Here is a 14,229-nt window from a genome sequence, read left to right as displayed (position 1 = left end):
CCGGCCACCAAGGAATGGAGTCTCGCTTTGAATCAACCACCACCGCTCAGCCGTCCGGTCTACATCCCCAACCATCTGGTCTGGGCGATCCTGACGACGCTGTTCTGCTGCCTGCCGTTGGGCGTGGTGTCGATCGTCTATGCCTCCCAGGTCGATGGCCGCCGCGCGGCTGGCGATCTGCCGGGGGCCTACAGCGCGTCGCGCAAGGCGGGCTGGTGGGCAGTGGCTTCGGCCGTGGCCCTGCCGGTCCTGTTGCTGTTGTGGCTCGGGCTGTTCGGCGGCTTGGCCGTACTGGGCGCTCTTTCCGACCAATGATTCACCACCACCACCCATCAAGGAGCTTGAACCCATGAATACCGCTACTCCGCAGGTCCCGAACAACCTGGTCTGGGCCATCCTGACCACCCTGTTCTGCTGCCTGCCGGCCGGCATCGTGTCGATCGTCTACGCCGCACAGGTCAACGGCAAGCTGGCCGCTGGCGACATCGCCGGCGCCCAGGACTCCGCCGCCAAGGCCAAGAAGTGGGCCATCTGGTCGGCCATTGCCTGGGCCGTGCTGGTCGTGCTGTACGTGCTGTTCTTCGTCGTGCTCGGCGGCATGGGCGCGATGAGCAACAGCGGCTACTGATACGCCTGGACGGATCCGGCGCCTGCGCCGGATCCGTTGTTGCATGTCCGCGCTTCCCGCTCGTTCCCGACTCGCCCGCTGGGCACCGCTGCTGGCTTCCGCCGGCCTGGCCGTGGGTGCCACGGTGGTGCTGCGCAACGTCAATCCGTATGTCGCCGGCAATCCACTGCCGAGCTGCCCGCTGTACGCCCTGACCGGCCTGTACTGCCCGGGCTGTGGCAGCACGCGCTGCCTGTATTCCCTGGTCCACTTCGACCTGCCCGGCGCGATGGCGATGAACCCGCTGCTGGTCATCAGCCTGCCGTTCCTGTTGCTGATGCTGCTGAACATCGCCGGCATCCGCCCACGCGTGCTCGACCCGCTGATGCGGGTGCTGGCCAATCCTGTGTTCTGGCTCTGGGCGCTGCCCGGGTATGCGCTGCTGCGCAACCTGCCGTGGGCACCGTTCACTGCACTGGCACCGATCTAGGTTTCCAGCCAACGACGCAGCCCCTCGTGGTGGGCGGCGTTTGAAGGCAGAAGCCTTGGGGTTGGCCGGGCGGGATGGGTTTGCGGGGGACGCCGTGAATCCGTCCGTGGAGGCTTGGCCGCGGCATCCATGCCGCGGACACCCCCGCAAACCCATCCCGCCCGGCCACGGACAGTTTCCGTGCGCGTCCACCACGGAAAAGAAAGAAAAGATCAAAAGCAGAAGCGGATCGCTTCGCTACGCTCGCTCGGAGCCAAGCATGGCTCGGCTCTGGAGAACGTCCGTGCGCGGAAAACTGTCGAAGGCGGGGTGGGTCGGATGGCGGGGGTGTGAGCCGCATGGGCCCGAGGCATGCCTCGGGCGGGTTGGGCAGGACGCCCAACCCGGGTCTTGCCGTGTGCGCAGGACAGCGCACACGAGCAAGCGGCGACCAAGCCTCCATGGATGGATTCACGGCGTCCCCCGCCATCCGACCCACCCCGCCAACCCGCAGCAATCCAGCTGTTGCTCTGTTGCCTCTGCAGGTGCAGGGCTGCAAGCCCTGCAACAGCAACTACGTCACCCAGCCTGCAATCACCAGCAGGGCGAGGATCGCCAGCCACAGCAGCAGCATCCGCCACACCAGGCTCATCGCATCACGCAGGTCCGGCAACCGCTGCCACACCGGCAACAGCCCCGCCTCGGTGTAGTCGTGCGCATCCTCGCGCAGTTCGGCGTTGACGCTGGCCCGCGCCACCGCACCCAGGAACCCGGTGTTGCCGGTCAGGCGCTCGCCATGGGCCTGGCGCCACGCCTTCCACGCCGTATCGAAATTGCCCACCAGCGCCATCGAGAACGCCATCAGCTGTGCCACCGGCCACTCAATCCAGCCCAGCAGCCGCTGCGCCAGCGCCAGCGGCTCCACCGGCACGCGGGCACGCATCGGGCTTTCCGCCATCAGCGCCAGCAACCGGTAACCGAGCGCGCCAGCCGGGCCCAGCAACAGGAACCAGAACAGCACCGCGAACCAGCGCCGCAGTGCGTTGAGCACCGTCGCCTCGACCAGTGACGGAATGTCCTCGCGCAGGCTGCCGCCGGCCGACTGCAGGTTGCGCACTGCAGCCTGCCGCGTCGCCGCATCATCGGCATCGATGATGGCCTCGATATCGCGGTCCAGGTCACGCGGGCCCCAGCACCAGGCCAGCACCGCCACGCCCAGCAGCAGCGACGGCAGGCCGAACAGCACCCCGCGCAACAGCCACGCCAGCAGCGCCATCAGCAACAGCGGCGGCAGCAGGGCCAAGGCAACGCCGGCCGGTCCCTGCCAGGCCTTGCCACCACGCGCATCCAGCCAGCCCAGCCAACGCCGGAAACCGTCGAAACGGCGCAGCGAGGCAGCAGCGGCCGGAGCAACATGGCCCAGGGCCAGTGCCACCAGCACGGCGGCCAGAGTGGTGAACATGGCAGGTCTCCCTACGAAACAGAACGCTCGGCGCCGCTACCTTACCTGTCGCAGCGGCGCCCTCAGCGGTGAACCGGACTGTAACCCGTGCCGTGTTCAGGTGGCGGCAATGCAATCGCCCCAGCCAGCCCCTCTCAGCCCTTCTGCTGCCGGTACCAGTGCTCGATCAGGCCGCGCGAAATCGAGATCGGCGGCGACAGGCGGATGCCCTGGCCATCGTCCTCCACATCGCGCGCCAGTGCCGCGCCGACCTCGTCGGCACTGAACCAGCGCGCGTCTTCCAGCTCGCCGTCCACGGTCGGCAGATCGTCCTGCGCCTGCGCCCGGAAGCCGACCATCAGTGCGCCCGGGAACGGCCACGGCTGCGAGCCCAGATACTGGCAAGCGGTCACCCGCACTTTGCTCTCTTCGTGGACTTCGCGTACCACGGTCTGCTCGAAGGTCTCGCCCGGTTCGACGAAGCCGGCCAGCACCGAGTAGCGACGTGGCGCCCAGTTTGACTGACGGCCGAGCAGCAGGCGGCCCTGGTTTTCAACCGCCACGATCACCGCGGGGTCGACACGCGGGTAGTGCTCGGTGGAACACTGCGCGCAACGCCCCACGAAGCCGCCGCGGGCGAACGCCACGGCACCACCGCATACCCCGCAGAAACGGGTGCGCGAGTGCCAGTAGGACATGCCACGTGCGTAGCTGAAAGCGGTCGCATCAGCCACCGACCACAGCAGCGCGGCCTGGCGCAGGTCGAGGCGACGTGGTGCGGTGACGGTGACGCTGGCGGCTTCAACCGAGAACCACGCTTGTTCCCCGCGCAGGCCGAGGAAGATCGCGGAGCCGGGACCGCCGCCGATGTCGGCGCCGGTCAGCGCCAGCGGCTGGTCGTCATCGCCGGTGAAGGCGCTGCCGCCCTGATCGAGCACCAGAATGTGCGCGCCCGGCCACAGGCGCGCCAGTGCATCGGCATCTTCGCGCAGGGCATCGGCGCGCTCCAGCGGTTCGCCCACGAAGGCGAAACCGGAAAGCGGCGAAGGAGTATTGGGCATCCTGCAAGCGTGCCGCCAATCGATGCGGGTGGCAAGCCGCGGGCTTTGCCGAAGCCGTCTGTGGGTGTGGAGCTTGCTCCACACACCTTGTCGCGCGGGACGCAGGCCCCGCGCCCCGCCTACATGCTGAAACTGCTGCCGCAGCCGCAGGTGGTCTTTGCGTTCGGGTTGCGGATCACGAACTGTGCACCGGTCAGGCTCTCGGTGTAGTCCACCTCGGCGCCCATCAGGTACTGCAGGCTCAACGGGTCGACCAGCAGGGTCACCCCGCTGGTCTGTACCGCCAGATCGTCCTCGGCACGGTTCTCGTCGAACTCGAACCCGTACTGGAAACCCGAACAGCCACCACCTTCGATGTACACGCGCAGGGCCAGGTCGGGGTTGCCCTCTTCCTGGATCAGGGATTTGACCTTGGCGGCCGCCGACTCGGTGAAGTTCAGCGGGCGCTCCAGCGACTGGTAATCGGGCGCGGCGGCCGGGGTGGCGCCGGGCAGGGAGACTAGCGTGCTCATGGTGTCAGCATGGGGATGCCGACGATGGCTTTCAAGCCATCGCCTCGGCCAGCTTGCGGCGTGCGGCGGTGTCACCCTTGCCGCCATTGGCCTCATCAGCTTCCGGGGCCGGCAGGGCGGCCATCGGGGCGCTGGCATGGATCAGGCGACCGTTCAGCTGGGCGCCCGCATTCATCTCCACCACCTGGTAATGGACGTTGCCGTTGACCCGCGCGCTCGGGGTCAGTTCGACTTTCTCGCTGGCGTGCACGTCGCCGTCCAGGCGGCCACTGATGACCACCACCTGGGCACGGATCTCGCCCTCGATCACGCCATGCTCGGCGACCGTCAGGGTCGCGCCACTGGCGCCTTCGGCGGCGATCACCTTGCCATGGATGCGGCCTTCCACGTACAGGCCACCACTGAATTCCACATCACCGCGGATCACCACCTGGTTGCCGATCAGGGCATCCACCACCAGCTGGCCTTCACGGTTGGATTTGCTGCTTCCGAACATCTGCCTACTCCCCTTTGCTGGCCGGCGCACCGGCCTGTTTCCAGTCGAATACCTGGGTGGTACCCCCCGTACCACTCCCCAATGTCACCCGCACGCGTTGCGGGGTGAAGTCAGCCGGCAGCATCACGCTGCCGGTGAGCTGCTGGAAGTACCGGAACGAGTAATCCTGTCCCGGTACCTTGCTGCGCTGGTGCAGATCATCCCAGCTGATCGTGGCCAGCTTGCCGTTCTTGACGCCTTCCACGGTGAAGCGCATCTGCCCCTGGCTGATGGCGCCGCGGTTGAGGTTCTGGGTCAGCACCGCGGTGTACTGCCAGGTGCCGGCCGCTTCCGGGCTGAACTCGATCGAATGGGTGTTCAGGCCCTTGCGCTGGCTGGTCGAACCCACCAGGCGCTCATAGAAGGCAACGTCGGCACGCAGGCCGGCGATTTCCTCATCGCGCTCGGCCAGCGAGGACTGCACCTCGGTGTTGGCGGCGCGGCTGATGCGGTCGGAGGCTTCCAGCGTGGCCTGCTTCTGGCGCAGTTCGGTCAGCTGCGCCTGCAGCGTCTCGGCACGCTTCTCGGCGGCCTGCAGGCGCTGGCCCTGCGCATCGCGCGGGGTGGCCATCCAGCAGCCGCCGAGCACCGCCAGCACCAGGCTGAGCAGCCAGATGCCGCCGATCACCAGCAGGCGGCGGCGGTCGGCCGGCGGTTGCGGCGCGCCGGGCAGGCGGACCTGCACGCGCATGGGAGGACGGTTGGTCATGGGTGGATTCCGGGGCATCGCGAGGGCGACACCGGTACGGCCCCTGTGGCAAACGACGGGCTAGTGTATGACAGGACGGGTGGGTTTCCTGCGCAGTGGCGAGCCACGGTCTGTGGCGTTCAGGCATGCCATCGTCGATAGTGTGGTCCCCTGCACAGTTCCGTCGCCGGAGCATCGCCATGACCGAAGCCCACCTGTTCGTGATCGGCATCCTGCTGGCCTGGCTGGCCGGCATCCGCGTCTACCTCACCGTGTTCGGTGTCGGCCTGGCCGGCCTGCTCGGCTGGGTCGACCTGCCACCGGCCCTGCAGGCCACTGAATCGTGGTGGGTGCTGGGCACCTCGGCGGCGCTGGCGGTGACCGAATTCTTCGCCGACAAGATTCCCGGCGTCGACTCGGCGTGGGATCTGGTGCAGACCCTGGCACGTGTACCCGCAGGTGCCTTCCTTGCCGCAGCCACGCTGTCGCCGGATGGGCAGCTGGGCACCGGCGCACTTGCTGCCGGTGCAGGTGTCGCGCTGGCCAGCCACGGCCTGAAGGCAGGCACCCGCGCCCTGCTCAATACCTCGCCCGAGCCTGCCAGCAACTGGGTGGCCTCCGCCGCCGAGGACACCGTGGTGGTCGGTGGTCTGGCCCTGGCCCTGGCACACCCGTGGATCGCGCTGATCGTGGTGCTGGCCTGCAGCCTGGCGGGCGCGCTGCTGGTGTGGCTGGTCTGGCGCACCCTGTGGAAGGGCGTGCGCTGGCTGGCACGCAGTGCATCGCCCGACAGTCCACGCCAGCCCGGCACCGGTTGATCGCCGGGCTTGTCGCATAATGGGCGCGAACACCAGGAGCACCGATGGCCGCAAACGAATCCCCCGCGGGCGCCCGCCCGGGACGCGCTGAAACCCCTCCGGCCGATCATTGGCAACGCTGGACCGCTGAACCGGCGAGCGCCGTCGCCGCAGCGCCGGCAGCGGTTCCGCCGCTGGCCGCCTCCGACGCACCCGCATCGATCGGCAGCGCACCGCCGCCGCTGCCCGGCCCATCCCTGCTGGCCGAGGCCGGCGGCAATGACCCGGCACCGCTGCATTCCGATTCGCCCTACCGCGTGCTGATCGTCGAGGATGATCGCGCCCAGGCACTGTTCGCACAGAGCGTGCTGCATGGCGCCGGCATGCAGGCGATCGTGCACAGCGATGCCGACGGTGCGCTGCAGGCGATCAAGGAACATCGCCCCGACCTGATCCTGATGGACCTGCACCTGCCCGGTCTGGACGGCATGCGCCTGACCGCGCTGATCCGCCAGCAGCCCGGCCTGCAGCTGCTGCCCATCGTGTTCCTCAGCGGCGACCCGGACCCGGAACGCCAGTTCGAGGTGCTCGACAGTGGCGCCGACGACTACCTGAGCAAGCCGATCCGACCGCGCCACCTGATCGCCGCCGTGGCCAACCGCATCCGCCGCGCGCGGGCGCAGGCCGCAACCCTGCCCGGCGTATCCGGCACCCCGGCCACCAGCAATCCGGAAACCGGGCTGCCGACGCGGCATCACGTGCTGCAGCAGCTCAACGCCGCGCTCGCCCACCGCGACCAGGGCGGCGTGCTGTTCGTCGAGATATCCAGCGCACTGGGCCTGCGCGAGCGCTATGGCTATGCCGCCTTCGAGCGCCTGATGGTGCAGGCCGGGCAACGCCTGGCAGAAGCCGGCCACCCGCACCTGCTGGCGCGCCTGAACGACAACAGCTTCCTGCTGCTTGCGCGCAATGTCAGCGAGGACAGCCTGGAAGGCATTGCCGCTGCGCTGCGCGAGCAGTTGTCGGCGCGGGCCTTCGTGATCCGCGATGACGAATCGGTGCATCTGCGGGGCGTGGTCGGCTATGCACCGCTGTCGCCGGGCTTCGACGATGCCAACAGCGCGCTGGAGGCAGTCGAGCGCACCACCCTGCAGGCACGGTTGCTCAGCGCTGGCGTGGCCGGCCACGTGCACCGCGACGTGACCAGCGAGCAGGAACACCTGGCACTGCTGGAAGGCCAGCTTGAGCTGGCCTACCAGCCGATCGTCGCCGTCGCCGGCGGCAACACCGCGCAGTACCAGCTGCTTCTGCGCCTTCGCCAGGCCGACGGTACGCTGCTGGCCGCAGGCCAGGTGATTCCGGCCGCAGAGGCTGCCGGGCGCATCGCCGATCTCGACCAGCAGGTGATGGACCATGCACTGGGCCTTCTCGACCTTTACCGGCACGCGACGCAACCACTGAACCTGTTCGTTTCGCAGTCGCTGCGCACCCTGCAACGCGATGCGTTCGCGGATTGGCTGCTGGAATCGCTGCAGCAGCGCGACCTGCCCGGCAGCGCGCTGGTGATCGACGTCCGCCTGCCCGACGCGCTGATCCATACCGTGCCGCTACAGCAGTTCTGCCAGCGCATGGCCGGCGCCGGCGTGCGCTTCTGCCTGAGCCAGTTCGAACCCGGGGGCGAAGCCGATGCGCTGCTGACCCAGCTGCCGTTGTCGTTCGTGCGCATGGCCGCGCGCTTCTCCAGCAGTCATTCCAATCCGGCCACGCGCGAAGAGCTGCGCCGGGCAATCGAGCGGGCGCACGCCGCCGGGCAGCAGATCATCGGCCAGCAGATCGAAGATCCACAGGCCGCCGCCGCGATGTGGGTGGGCGGTGTCGACTACATCCAGGGCAACATGGTGCAGTCGGCCGGCAGCGATCTGAACTTCGACTTCCACAACGCGGTGCTCTGACGTGCCGATGTGGGTCGCGCTGCTGGTTGCCCTTGCTGCGGCCTCCATCAGCGCGCTGCTGTTGGGCCTGCGGCTGCGCGCGCGCAACCGGGCACTGGCCCAGCTGCAACGCGAGCGCAGCCTGCTGGCCGCCGAACGTGACCAGCTGCGCCGCACCACCGAACGACAGGGGCAGCTGGAACAGCAGCTGCTGCAGGCCAAGCAGGCCGCCGAGGCGGCGGTGCTGGCCAAGGGTGAGTTCCTGGCCACGATGAGCCACGAGATCCGTACGCCGCTCAACGGCATCCTGCCGATGCTGGAGCTGATCGCACGCGGCCCGCTGGGCGAGGACCAGCGGCAGATGCTGGCCACCGCCTCGGCCAGCTCGCAGCAGCTGCTGCGCATCGTCGACGACATCCTCGACTACTCGCGACTGGAAGCGCAGGCGCTGGAACTGGAAATCACCAGCTTCAACCTGCGCGACCTGCTCGATGGCGTGGTGCAGCTGATGCAGCGCGCCGCCGACGCCAAGGGCCTGTCGCTGGGGCTGCAGCTGGACCCGTCGGTGCGCCTGCCGGTGCGTGGCGATCCGGTACGCCTGCGCCAGGTGTTGAGCAACCTGCTGGCCAACGCGATCAAGTTCACCGCGCGCGGCCAGGTACAGCTGCGCGTGCAGCGCCTGGGCGAAGGTCCCGCACAGCACCAGCTGCGCTTCGAGATCATCGACACCGGCATCGGCATCGACGAGGCACTGCAGGCGCGCCTGTTCCAGTCCTTCAGCCAGGCCGATGCCTCAACGACCCGCATCTACGGTGGTACCGGCCTGGGCCTGGCGATCTGCAAGCGCATCATCGACCTGATGCACGGACGCATCGGCGTGCAGTCCACGCCCGGCCAGGGCGCCACGTTCTGGTTCGAGATCCCGTTGTTGAAGGTGCCCGGCGACCTGCCGGCCATGGCGCGCACGCCAGACGCGCTGCTGCTGTTCAGTAGCGATGCCATCCTGCAGGCACGCATCGAGCGCATCGCGGCCCATCATGGACTGCTGGTGCACGCCCTGGCGCAGTTCGATGCCGTGGTCGAGCGCCTGCGCGCGGTGCCGAGGCCGGGGCAACCGGCACCGGCGTGGCTGCTGGTCGATGCACGTGCGCGCCGCATCGGTGAAGCGACGCTGCAACAGGTGTTGGCCGAACGTGGCGAAGACGACGGGCTGCAGGTGCTGTGGCTGCAGGACGATGCCCTTCCGCCACGCCCACGCCAGCGGCAGCTACCCTCGCATTTCGACGACGCTGGGCTGCATGCACTGCTGGCTGCACCGGTTGCGCATGCGCGCCCTGCCGCGCTGCTGGCCAACGCCGGACAGGGCCAGCCCACGCTGCCGCCGCTGCACCTGCGCGTGCTGCTGGTGGAGGACAACACGGTCAACCGCATGGTGGCCGAGCAGCTGCTGCGCGTGTTCCAGTGCGAAGTGCGCAACGCCGCCGATGGCGAGCAGGCGTTGCTTGCCCTGCGCGAAGGCGACGTGGATGTGGTGCTGATGGATTGCCAGATGCCGGTGCTGGACGGCTATGCCGCCACCCGCCGCTGGCGCGCCGAGGAAGTGGAAAACGGGCGCCCACGCCTGCCGATCATCGCGATGACCGCCAATGCCATGGCCGGTGACCGCGAGCGCTGCCTGCAGGCCGGCATGGACGACTATCTGTCCAAGCCGATTGCACGCGCCACCCTGCATGCGCTGCTGCAGCGCTGGGGCGGCGGCAAAACCGCATCACCTGCACCGCCTTCGATAGAGCCGAGCCATGCCCGGCTGACGGCCGATAGCCGTCGCGCTCCATCAGCCGAGCATGGCTCGGCTCTACAGGACGATGACAGCCGAGTCGGCTCCAAGCCGCAGCCGGTGCTGGACCGCGACGTGCTGGACGAACTGCATGCAGTGATCGGGGAGAGCGCCATCCAGATCGTCTCGGTGTTTCTGGAGGATGCGCCGGCAATGGTGCAGCAGCTGCAGCAGGCAGCGCAGAACGGCGACGAGCCTCGCCTGCAGGCCGTCGCGCACAGCCTCAAGTCATCCAGCGCGAACGTGGGCGCACTGTCGCTGTCGTCAGTCGCGCAGCGCATCGAGCACGAAGCCCGCAGCGGCAGCCTGCAGCGCCCCGCAGTAGCGGTGGCGCTGCTGGTTGCGGAATTCGCCCGAGCGCGCGTAGCGCTGACGGGCTACCTGGCACAGCATCGCGCCGGCCAGGCCGGCTGACTCACTCTTCCAGCTTGCTCAGCAGGTACTTCGGTTCACCGATGCGCTCGATCAGGTCGAGCTGGGTTTCCAGCCAGTCGATGTGCTCTTCTTCCGAATCGAGGATCTTCACGAACAGCTGGCGGCTGACGTAGTCGCCGACCGAATCGGCATACGCCACGGCCTCGCGCAGGGTGACCACGCCATCGCGTTCCAGCGACAGGTCGCACTGCAGGATCTCGGTCGGGTTCTCACCAATGCGCAGCTTGCCCAGCGCCTGGAAGTTCGGCAGGCCTTCGAGGAACAGGATGCGGTCGGCGAGCATGTCGGCATGCTTCATCTCGTCGATCGATTCCTTGTACTCGTGTTCGGCCAGTTCCTTGATGCCCCAGTTCTTCAGCATCTTGGCATGCAGGAAGTACTGGTTGATCGCGGTCAGCTCGTTGTAGAGGACCTTGTTGAGGAATTCGATGACCTTGGTGTCGCCCTTCATGGGGATGCTCCTGCACGCTGAAAACGCAGGCACTTTAACGCCTTGCCTGCAGCCGTGAAGGAACGCGAATCGTGCGCATTGGCCTGTGCGGCCGCACGTGAAGAATGCGAAAGCGCGCCGTCAACGCGCCGCCAAGAGACGATCAGGCGACCTGGGCCAGACCCAATACCGGCAGCGGCAGATCGTGGGTGGCACGCGCCTTGGCCAGCAGATCGCCGGCCATGTCCAGGCAGGAACCGCAGGTAGCGCCACAGCCGGTACGCATGGTCAGTTCGGCCACCGTACTGACGCCATGGCTGGCGGCTTCGCGGATCTGGTGGTCGGTGACTCCGTTGCAGATGCAGACGTACACAGGCGTGAACCGGGCTGGCAGGCCAGAAGCGGCCTGTTGGCTATTCCAATGGAAACGAGAATGGTTGTCAATCAGAGACCTGAACCATTCTCGATACCGTTCAGCCCGTCAGCTGGCCGGGCCATCGCCCGTGGCCTTCTTCGGCCAGTAGCCGCGGGTCCGAGGGCGCTTGCGTGGGCGGTCGTGCCCGGCGGTATGGCCAGGCATCCAGGCTTCGGCGGCGCTCTTGGGCATGGCGGTAACCCCCTGCCCGGCCACCCCGCGGGCCAGCGGCGCCAGATGTCGCAACGCACGCGCATAGACGCCACGCTTGAACATCACCACATGCTCCACCGGGTACCAGAAGTCCACCCAGCGCCAGTGGTCGAACTCGGGCGAGTCGGTGTGGTCCAGCTTCACGTGGGATTCGTCGCCGGTCAGGCGCAGCAGGAACCAGACCTGCTTCTGGCCGATGCAGACCTGCCGCTCATTGCGGCGGATGGCCCGCGCCGGCAGCTTGTAGCGCAGCCAGCCGGGCGTCGCCCCGAGCACTTCCACATGCTCGGGCAGCAGGCCGGTCTCTTCCTGCAGTTCACGATACATGGCCTCGACAGGCGTCTCGTCGGTGTTCATGCCACCCTGCGGGAACTGCCAGCCGTCCCGGCGCACGCGTCGTGCCCAGAACACCTGGCCGTCCTGCCGCATCAGCACGATGCCGACGTTCGGTCGATAGCCGTCCGGATCGATCACGATGCGGACTCCTAAGAAAATCTACTGGCCGGGACTATCCCATGCCCTCTGTCGGCCCACAAGCACGACACAAAAGTGTTGACAGGGGCGGTACACATCCGCAGAATAGCGGGCTCACCAAGGCTATGTAGCTCAGCCGGTTAGAGCACAGCACTCATAATGCTGGGGTCGGTGGTTCGAGTCCACCCATAGCCACCACACTGAAAATCAAGTTGTTTTTCAGCGTGAAAAGTGAGAAAATAGTTGCACGTTTTGCCCCGTCGCCAAGCGGTAAGGCACCTGACTCTGACTCAGGCATTCGGTGGTTCGAATCCATCCGGGGCAGCCAGATTAAAAACAAAAGGCCAGATCGAAAGATCTGGCCTTTTGTTTTTAATCTGGTCGCGCATTCCACCTTGTCCCCGCGCCTGTCGGCACACCCCCTTGAACAACAAGGGGACTCTTCCCCAGAGAGAACCCCGGGGGTCGGATCCTTTTCCGCAGGGAAAGGCCCTGACCCCACCCTCCCGGCACGCGAAACCACGGGTAGTGCCGGCCGCTGGCCGGCAACCAGGAAATCCATGACCCCGGAACGACAAAAGCCCGGCCGAAGCCGGGCTTTTGCTTTTCCATCCAGCGGGCTCCCGAAGGAGCCCAACCAGGCGCGGTAAATCAGCGCTTGGAGAACTGGGTGGCGCGACGGGCCTTGTGCAGACCGACCTTCTTACGCTCGACTTCACGGGCGTCACGGGTCATGAAGCCAGCCTTGCGCAGCTCGGACTTCAGGGTTTCGTCATACTCGACCAGAGCACGGGCGATGCCCAGACGGATCGCACCGGCCTGGCCGGTGGTGCCGCCGCCAGCGGCGGTGACCAGGATGTCGAAGCTTTCGGTGTTCTTGGTCAGCTCGAGCGGCTGGCGCACGATCATGCGCGCGGTCTCACGACCGAAGAACTCGTCCAGCGGACGGCCATTGACGGTGATGTTGCCCGAACCCTTGCGCAGGAACACGCGAGCGGTGGAGGACTTGCGGCGGCCAGTGCCGTAGTTTTGAGTGATAGCCATGATTAGATATCCAGAACCTGCGGCTGCTGTGCGGCGTGCGGATGCTCAGTGCCAGCGTAGACCTTGAGCTTGCGGTACATCTGGCGACCCAGCGGGCCCTTCGGCAGCATGCCCTTCACGGCGATCTCGATCACGCGCTCCGGGTGGCGCTCCAGCGCCTGTGCCAGGGATTCGGTCTTCAGGTTGCCGATGTAACCGGTGAAACGGTGATACATCTTGTCCTGCAGCTTCTTGCCGGTGACGGCAATCTTTTCTGCATTGATGACGACCAGGTAGTCGCCGGTATCAACGTGCGGGGTGTAGACCGGCTTGTGCTTGCCACGCAGACGGCGGGCCAGCTCGGTGGCGAGACGGCCCAGGGTCTTGCCCTCGGCGTCGACGAGGTACCAGTCGCGCTGGACGGTCTCGTTCTTGGCAGTGAAAGTGCTCATGAAGAACTCTAGGTTAGGTCGGGCTCATTGCGGCGAAAGGCTCGCCGGAACTCTGCCACGCGTTGTGAAAAGGTGAAGCGTAAGAGGCGGGATTGTACTCATCCTGCCGCGGGAGCGCAACCCGTCCCCTGGGCCGGGTTGGCAGGGGCGCGGGGCCGGGCGAGAATCGGGGGGTCTTCCGCCCCACCGCGTACTGCCATGACCGTGCTCCGCCAGACCACTCCGCTGGACCACCTGCTGACCGAGGCGCAGCGCGCCCTGGACACAGTGTTCGGCAATCCGCCGGCGGCCCGCCCCTACCCCGCCACGGACACCGGCGAGCCCGGCATGGACAGCGCCGAGCGGCGCCATGCCGCAGGCCTGATGCGGATCAACCACGTCGGCGAGGTCTGCGCGCAGGGCCTGTACTTCGGCCAGGCCGCCGTGGCGCGCGACCCGGCCACGCGGGAACACCTGCTGGAAGCGGCGCAGGAAGAAACCGACCACCTGGCCTGGTGCGCCACCCGGCTGGCCGAACTGGACAGCCGTCCGAGCCTGTTCAACCCGCTTTGGTACGCCGGCAGCTACACCATCGGCACCCTGGCCGGGCTGCGCGGCGACGGCTGGAACCTGGGCTTCGTGGTCGAGACCGAGCGCCAGGTGGAGGCCCACCTGGACGAGCACCTGGTCGACCTGCCGGCCGGCGACCTGCGCAGCCGCGCGGTCATCGCGGTGATGAAGGAAGACGAGGCCCGCCATGCGGACCACGCCGAGCAGGCCGGCGCTCGCCGCCTGCCGTTCCCGATCCCGGGCGTGATGGCACTGGCCTCCAGGGTGATGAAGACCATCGCCTACCGCATTTGAAGGGTCGCCCGCACCAACGGTGCGGGCCTACCAGGAGATGCGGGGGGGCGACGGTGGGGCCCGACC

At 67.3% G+C, this 14,229-nt stretch carries 17 protein-coding genes and 2 tRNA genes; 9 read left to right on the top strand and 10 right to left on the bottom strand.

Features of this window, described 5'->3' with window-relative positions:
* Positions 1-27: 27 nt before the first annotated feature.
* Genes AC5P9L_RS03500 through AC5P9L_RS03490 form a run of 3 tightly spaced genes read left to right on the top strand, consistent with a single transcriptional unit; the run spans position 28 to position 1,097 of the window.
* Entirely contained in the window at positions 28-315 is a 288-nt protein-coding gene (locus AC5P9L_RS03500; RefSeq protein ID WP_005411297.1) for a CD225/dispanin family protein, read from the top strand.
* A gap of 34 nt (positions 316-349) precedes the next feature.
* Positions 350-628 carry a CD225/dispanin family protein gene (locus tag AC5P9L_RS03495; protein ID WP_005411298.1) on the top strand — a complete coding sequence of 93 codons (279 nt, stop codon included), beginning with the start codon at positions 350-352 and terminating at the stop codon, positions 626-628.
* A 43-nt stretch (positions 629-671) separates the two neighbouring features.
* A complete protein-coding gene (locus AC5P9L_RS03490; protein WP_262101683.1) occupies positions 672-1,097 on the top strand; it encodes a DUF2752 domain-containing protein in 426 nt (141 codons plus the stop codon).
* A gap of 553 nt (positions 1,098-1,650) precedes the next feature.
* Here AC5P9L_RS03490 and ampE read toward each other — a convergent pair.
* The 5 genes from ampE to AC5P9L_RS03465 all read right to left on the bottom strand — a co-directional run bounded on the left by ampE (position 1,651) and on the right by AC5P9L_RS03465 (position 5,334).
* The gene (ampE, locus tag AC5P9L_RS03485) at positions 1,651-2,538 is read right to left on the bottom strand and encodes a regulatory signaling modulator protein AmpE (protein ID WP_005414686.1); all 888 of its coding nucleotides are present in this window, start codon (positions 2,536-2,538) and stop codon (positions 1,651-1,653) included.
* Positions 2,539-2,672: 134 nt separating this feature from the next.
* Positions 2,673-3,578, bottom strand: a complete 906-nt coding sequence (gene nudC, locus AC5P9L_RS03480; protein WP_043034289.1) for an NAD(+) diphosphatase — start codon at positions 3,576-3,578, stop codon at positions 2,673-2,675.
* A gap of 119 nt (positions 3,579-3,697) precedes the next feature.
* On the bottom strand, positions 3,698-4,090 hold the full coding sequence (gene erpA / locus AC5P9L_RS03475; protein ID WP_005411302.1) for an iron-sulfur cluster insertion protein ErpA: 393 nt from the start codon (positions 4,088-4,090) through the stop codon (positions 3,698-3,700).
* Between the two features lie 31 nt (positions 4,091-4,121).
* Positions 4,122-4,586, bottom strand: coding sequence for a bactofilin family protein (locus AC5P9L_RS03470; protein WP_024958552.1), 465 nt, complete (start codon positions 4,584-4,586; stop codon positions 4,122-4,124).
* Positions 4,587-4,590: 4 nt separating this feature from the next.
* Entirely contained in the window at positions 4,591-5,334 is a 744-nt protein-coding gene (locus AC5P9L_RS03465) for a DUF6776 family protein (RefSeq protein ID WP_005411304.1), read from the bottom strand.
* A 179-nt stretch (positions 5,335-5,513) separates the two neighbouring features.
* Between AC5P9L_RS03465 and AC5P9L_RS03460 the strand changes: the two genes are divergently transcribed.
* The 3 genes from AC5P9L_RS03460 to AC5P9L_RS03450 are packed head-to-tail and all read left to right on the top strand — an operon-like array spanning position 5,514 to position 10,292.
* Positions 5,514-6,131 carry a DUF4126 domain-containing protein gene (locus AC5P9L_RS03460; RefSeq protein ID WP_005411305.1) on the top strand — a complete coding sequence of 206 codons (618 nt, stop codon included), beginning with the start codon at positions 5,514-5,516 and terminating at the stop codon, positions 6,129-6,131.
* Positions 6,132-6,175: 44 nt separating this feature from the next.
* Positions 6,176-8,062 carry an EAL domain-containing protein gene (locus tag AC5P9L_RS03455; RefSeq protein ID WP_005411306.1) on the top strand — a complete coding sequence of 629 codons (1,887 nt, stop codon included), beginning with the start codon at positions 6,176-6,178 and terminating at the stop codon, positions 8,060-8,062.
* A 1-nt stretch (position 8,063) separates the two neighbouring features.
* Positions 8,064-10,292: an ATP-binding protein gene (locus tag AC5P9L_RS03450; protein WP_279915647.1), complete on the top strand. Its 2,229-nt coding sequence runs from the start codon at positions 8,064-8,066 to the stop codon at positions 10,290-10,292.
* 1 nt (position 10,293) lies between these two features.
* Here the strand turns inward: AC5P9L_RS03450 and bfr are convergent, their stop codons facing one another.
* The 3 genes from bfr to AC5P9L_RS03435 all read right to left on the bottom strand — a co-directional run bounded on the left by bfr (position 10,294) and on the right by AC5P9L_RS03435 (position 11,845).
* On the bottom strand, positions 10,294-10,764 hold the full coding sequence (gene bfr / locus AC5P9L_RS03445) for a bacterioferritin (RefSeq protein ID WP_005414691.1): 471 nt from the start codon (positions 10,762-10,764) through the stop codon (positions 10,294-10,296).
* 142 nt (positions 10,765-10,906) lie between these two features.
* On the bottom strand, positions 10,907-11,116 hold the full coding sequence (locus AC5P9L_RS03440; protein WP_005411309.1) for a (2Fe-2S)-binding protein: 210 nt from the start codon (positions 11,114-11,116) through the stop codon (positions 10,907-10,909).
* 108 nt (positions 11,117-11,224) lie between these two features.
* A complete protein-coding gene (locus AC5P9L_RS03435) occupies positions 11,225-11,845 on the bottom strand; it encodes an RNA pyrophosphohydrolase (RefSeq protein WP_005411310.1) in 621 nt (206 codons plus the stop codon).
* A 121-nt stretch (positions 11,846-11,966) separates the two neighbouring features.
* Here AC5P9L_RS03435 and AC5P9L_RS03430 point away from each other — a divergent pair.
* Both AC5P9L_RS03430 and AC5P9L_RS03425 read left to right on the top strand, forming a co-directional pair.
* Positions 11,967-12,043 (top strand) — tRNA-Met (locus tag AC5P9L_RS03430).
* 55 nt (positions 12,044-12,098) lie between these two features.
* Positions 12,099-12,173, top strand: a tRNA-Gln gene (locus tag AC5P9L_RS03425).
* A 323-nt stretch (positions 12,174-12,496) separates the two neighbouring features.
* Here AC5P9L_RS03425 and rpsI read toward each other — a convergent pair.
* Positions 12,497-12,889: a 30S ribosomal protein S9 gene (rpsI, locus tag AC5P9L_RS03420; protein WP_005411311.1), complete on the bottom strand. Its 393-nt coding sequence runs from the start codon at positions 12,887-12,889 to the stop codon at positions 12,497-12,499.
* A 2-nt stretch (positions 12,890-12,891) separates the two neighbouring features.
* The gene (gene rplM / locus AC5P9L_RS03415; RefSeq protein ID WP_005414692.1) at positions 12,892-13,320 is read right to left on the bottom strand and encodes a 50S ribosomal protein L13; all 429 of its coding nucleotides are present in this window, start codon (positions 13,318-13,320) and stop codon (positions 12,892-12,894) included.
* Positions 13,321-13,518: 198 nt separating this feature from the next.
* Between rplM and coq7 the strand changes: the two genes are divergently transcribed.
* Positions 13,519-14,163 (top strand): 2-polyprenyl-3-methyl-6-methoxy-1,4-benzoquinone monooxygenase, encoded by a 645-nt coding sequence (gene coq7 / locus AC5P9L_RS03410; protein WP_005411313.1) that lies wholly within the window; start codon positions 13,519-13,521, stop codon positions 14,161-14,163.
* Positions 14,164-14,229 lie beyond the last annotated feature (66 nt).

It is taken from the genome of Stenotrophomonas sp. YJH_SMC_64 (assembly GCF_059371375.1).
This window is presented reverse-complemented; position numbering and strand designations above follow the sequence as displayed.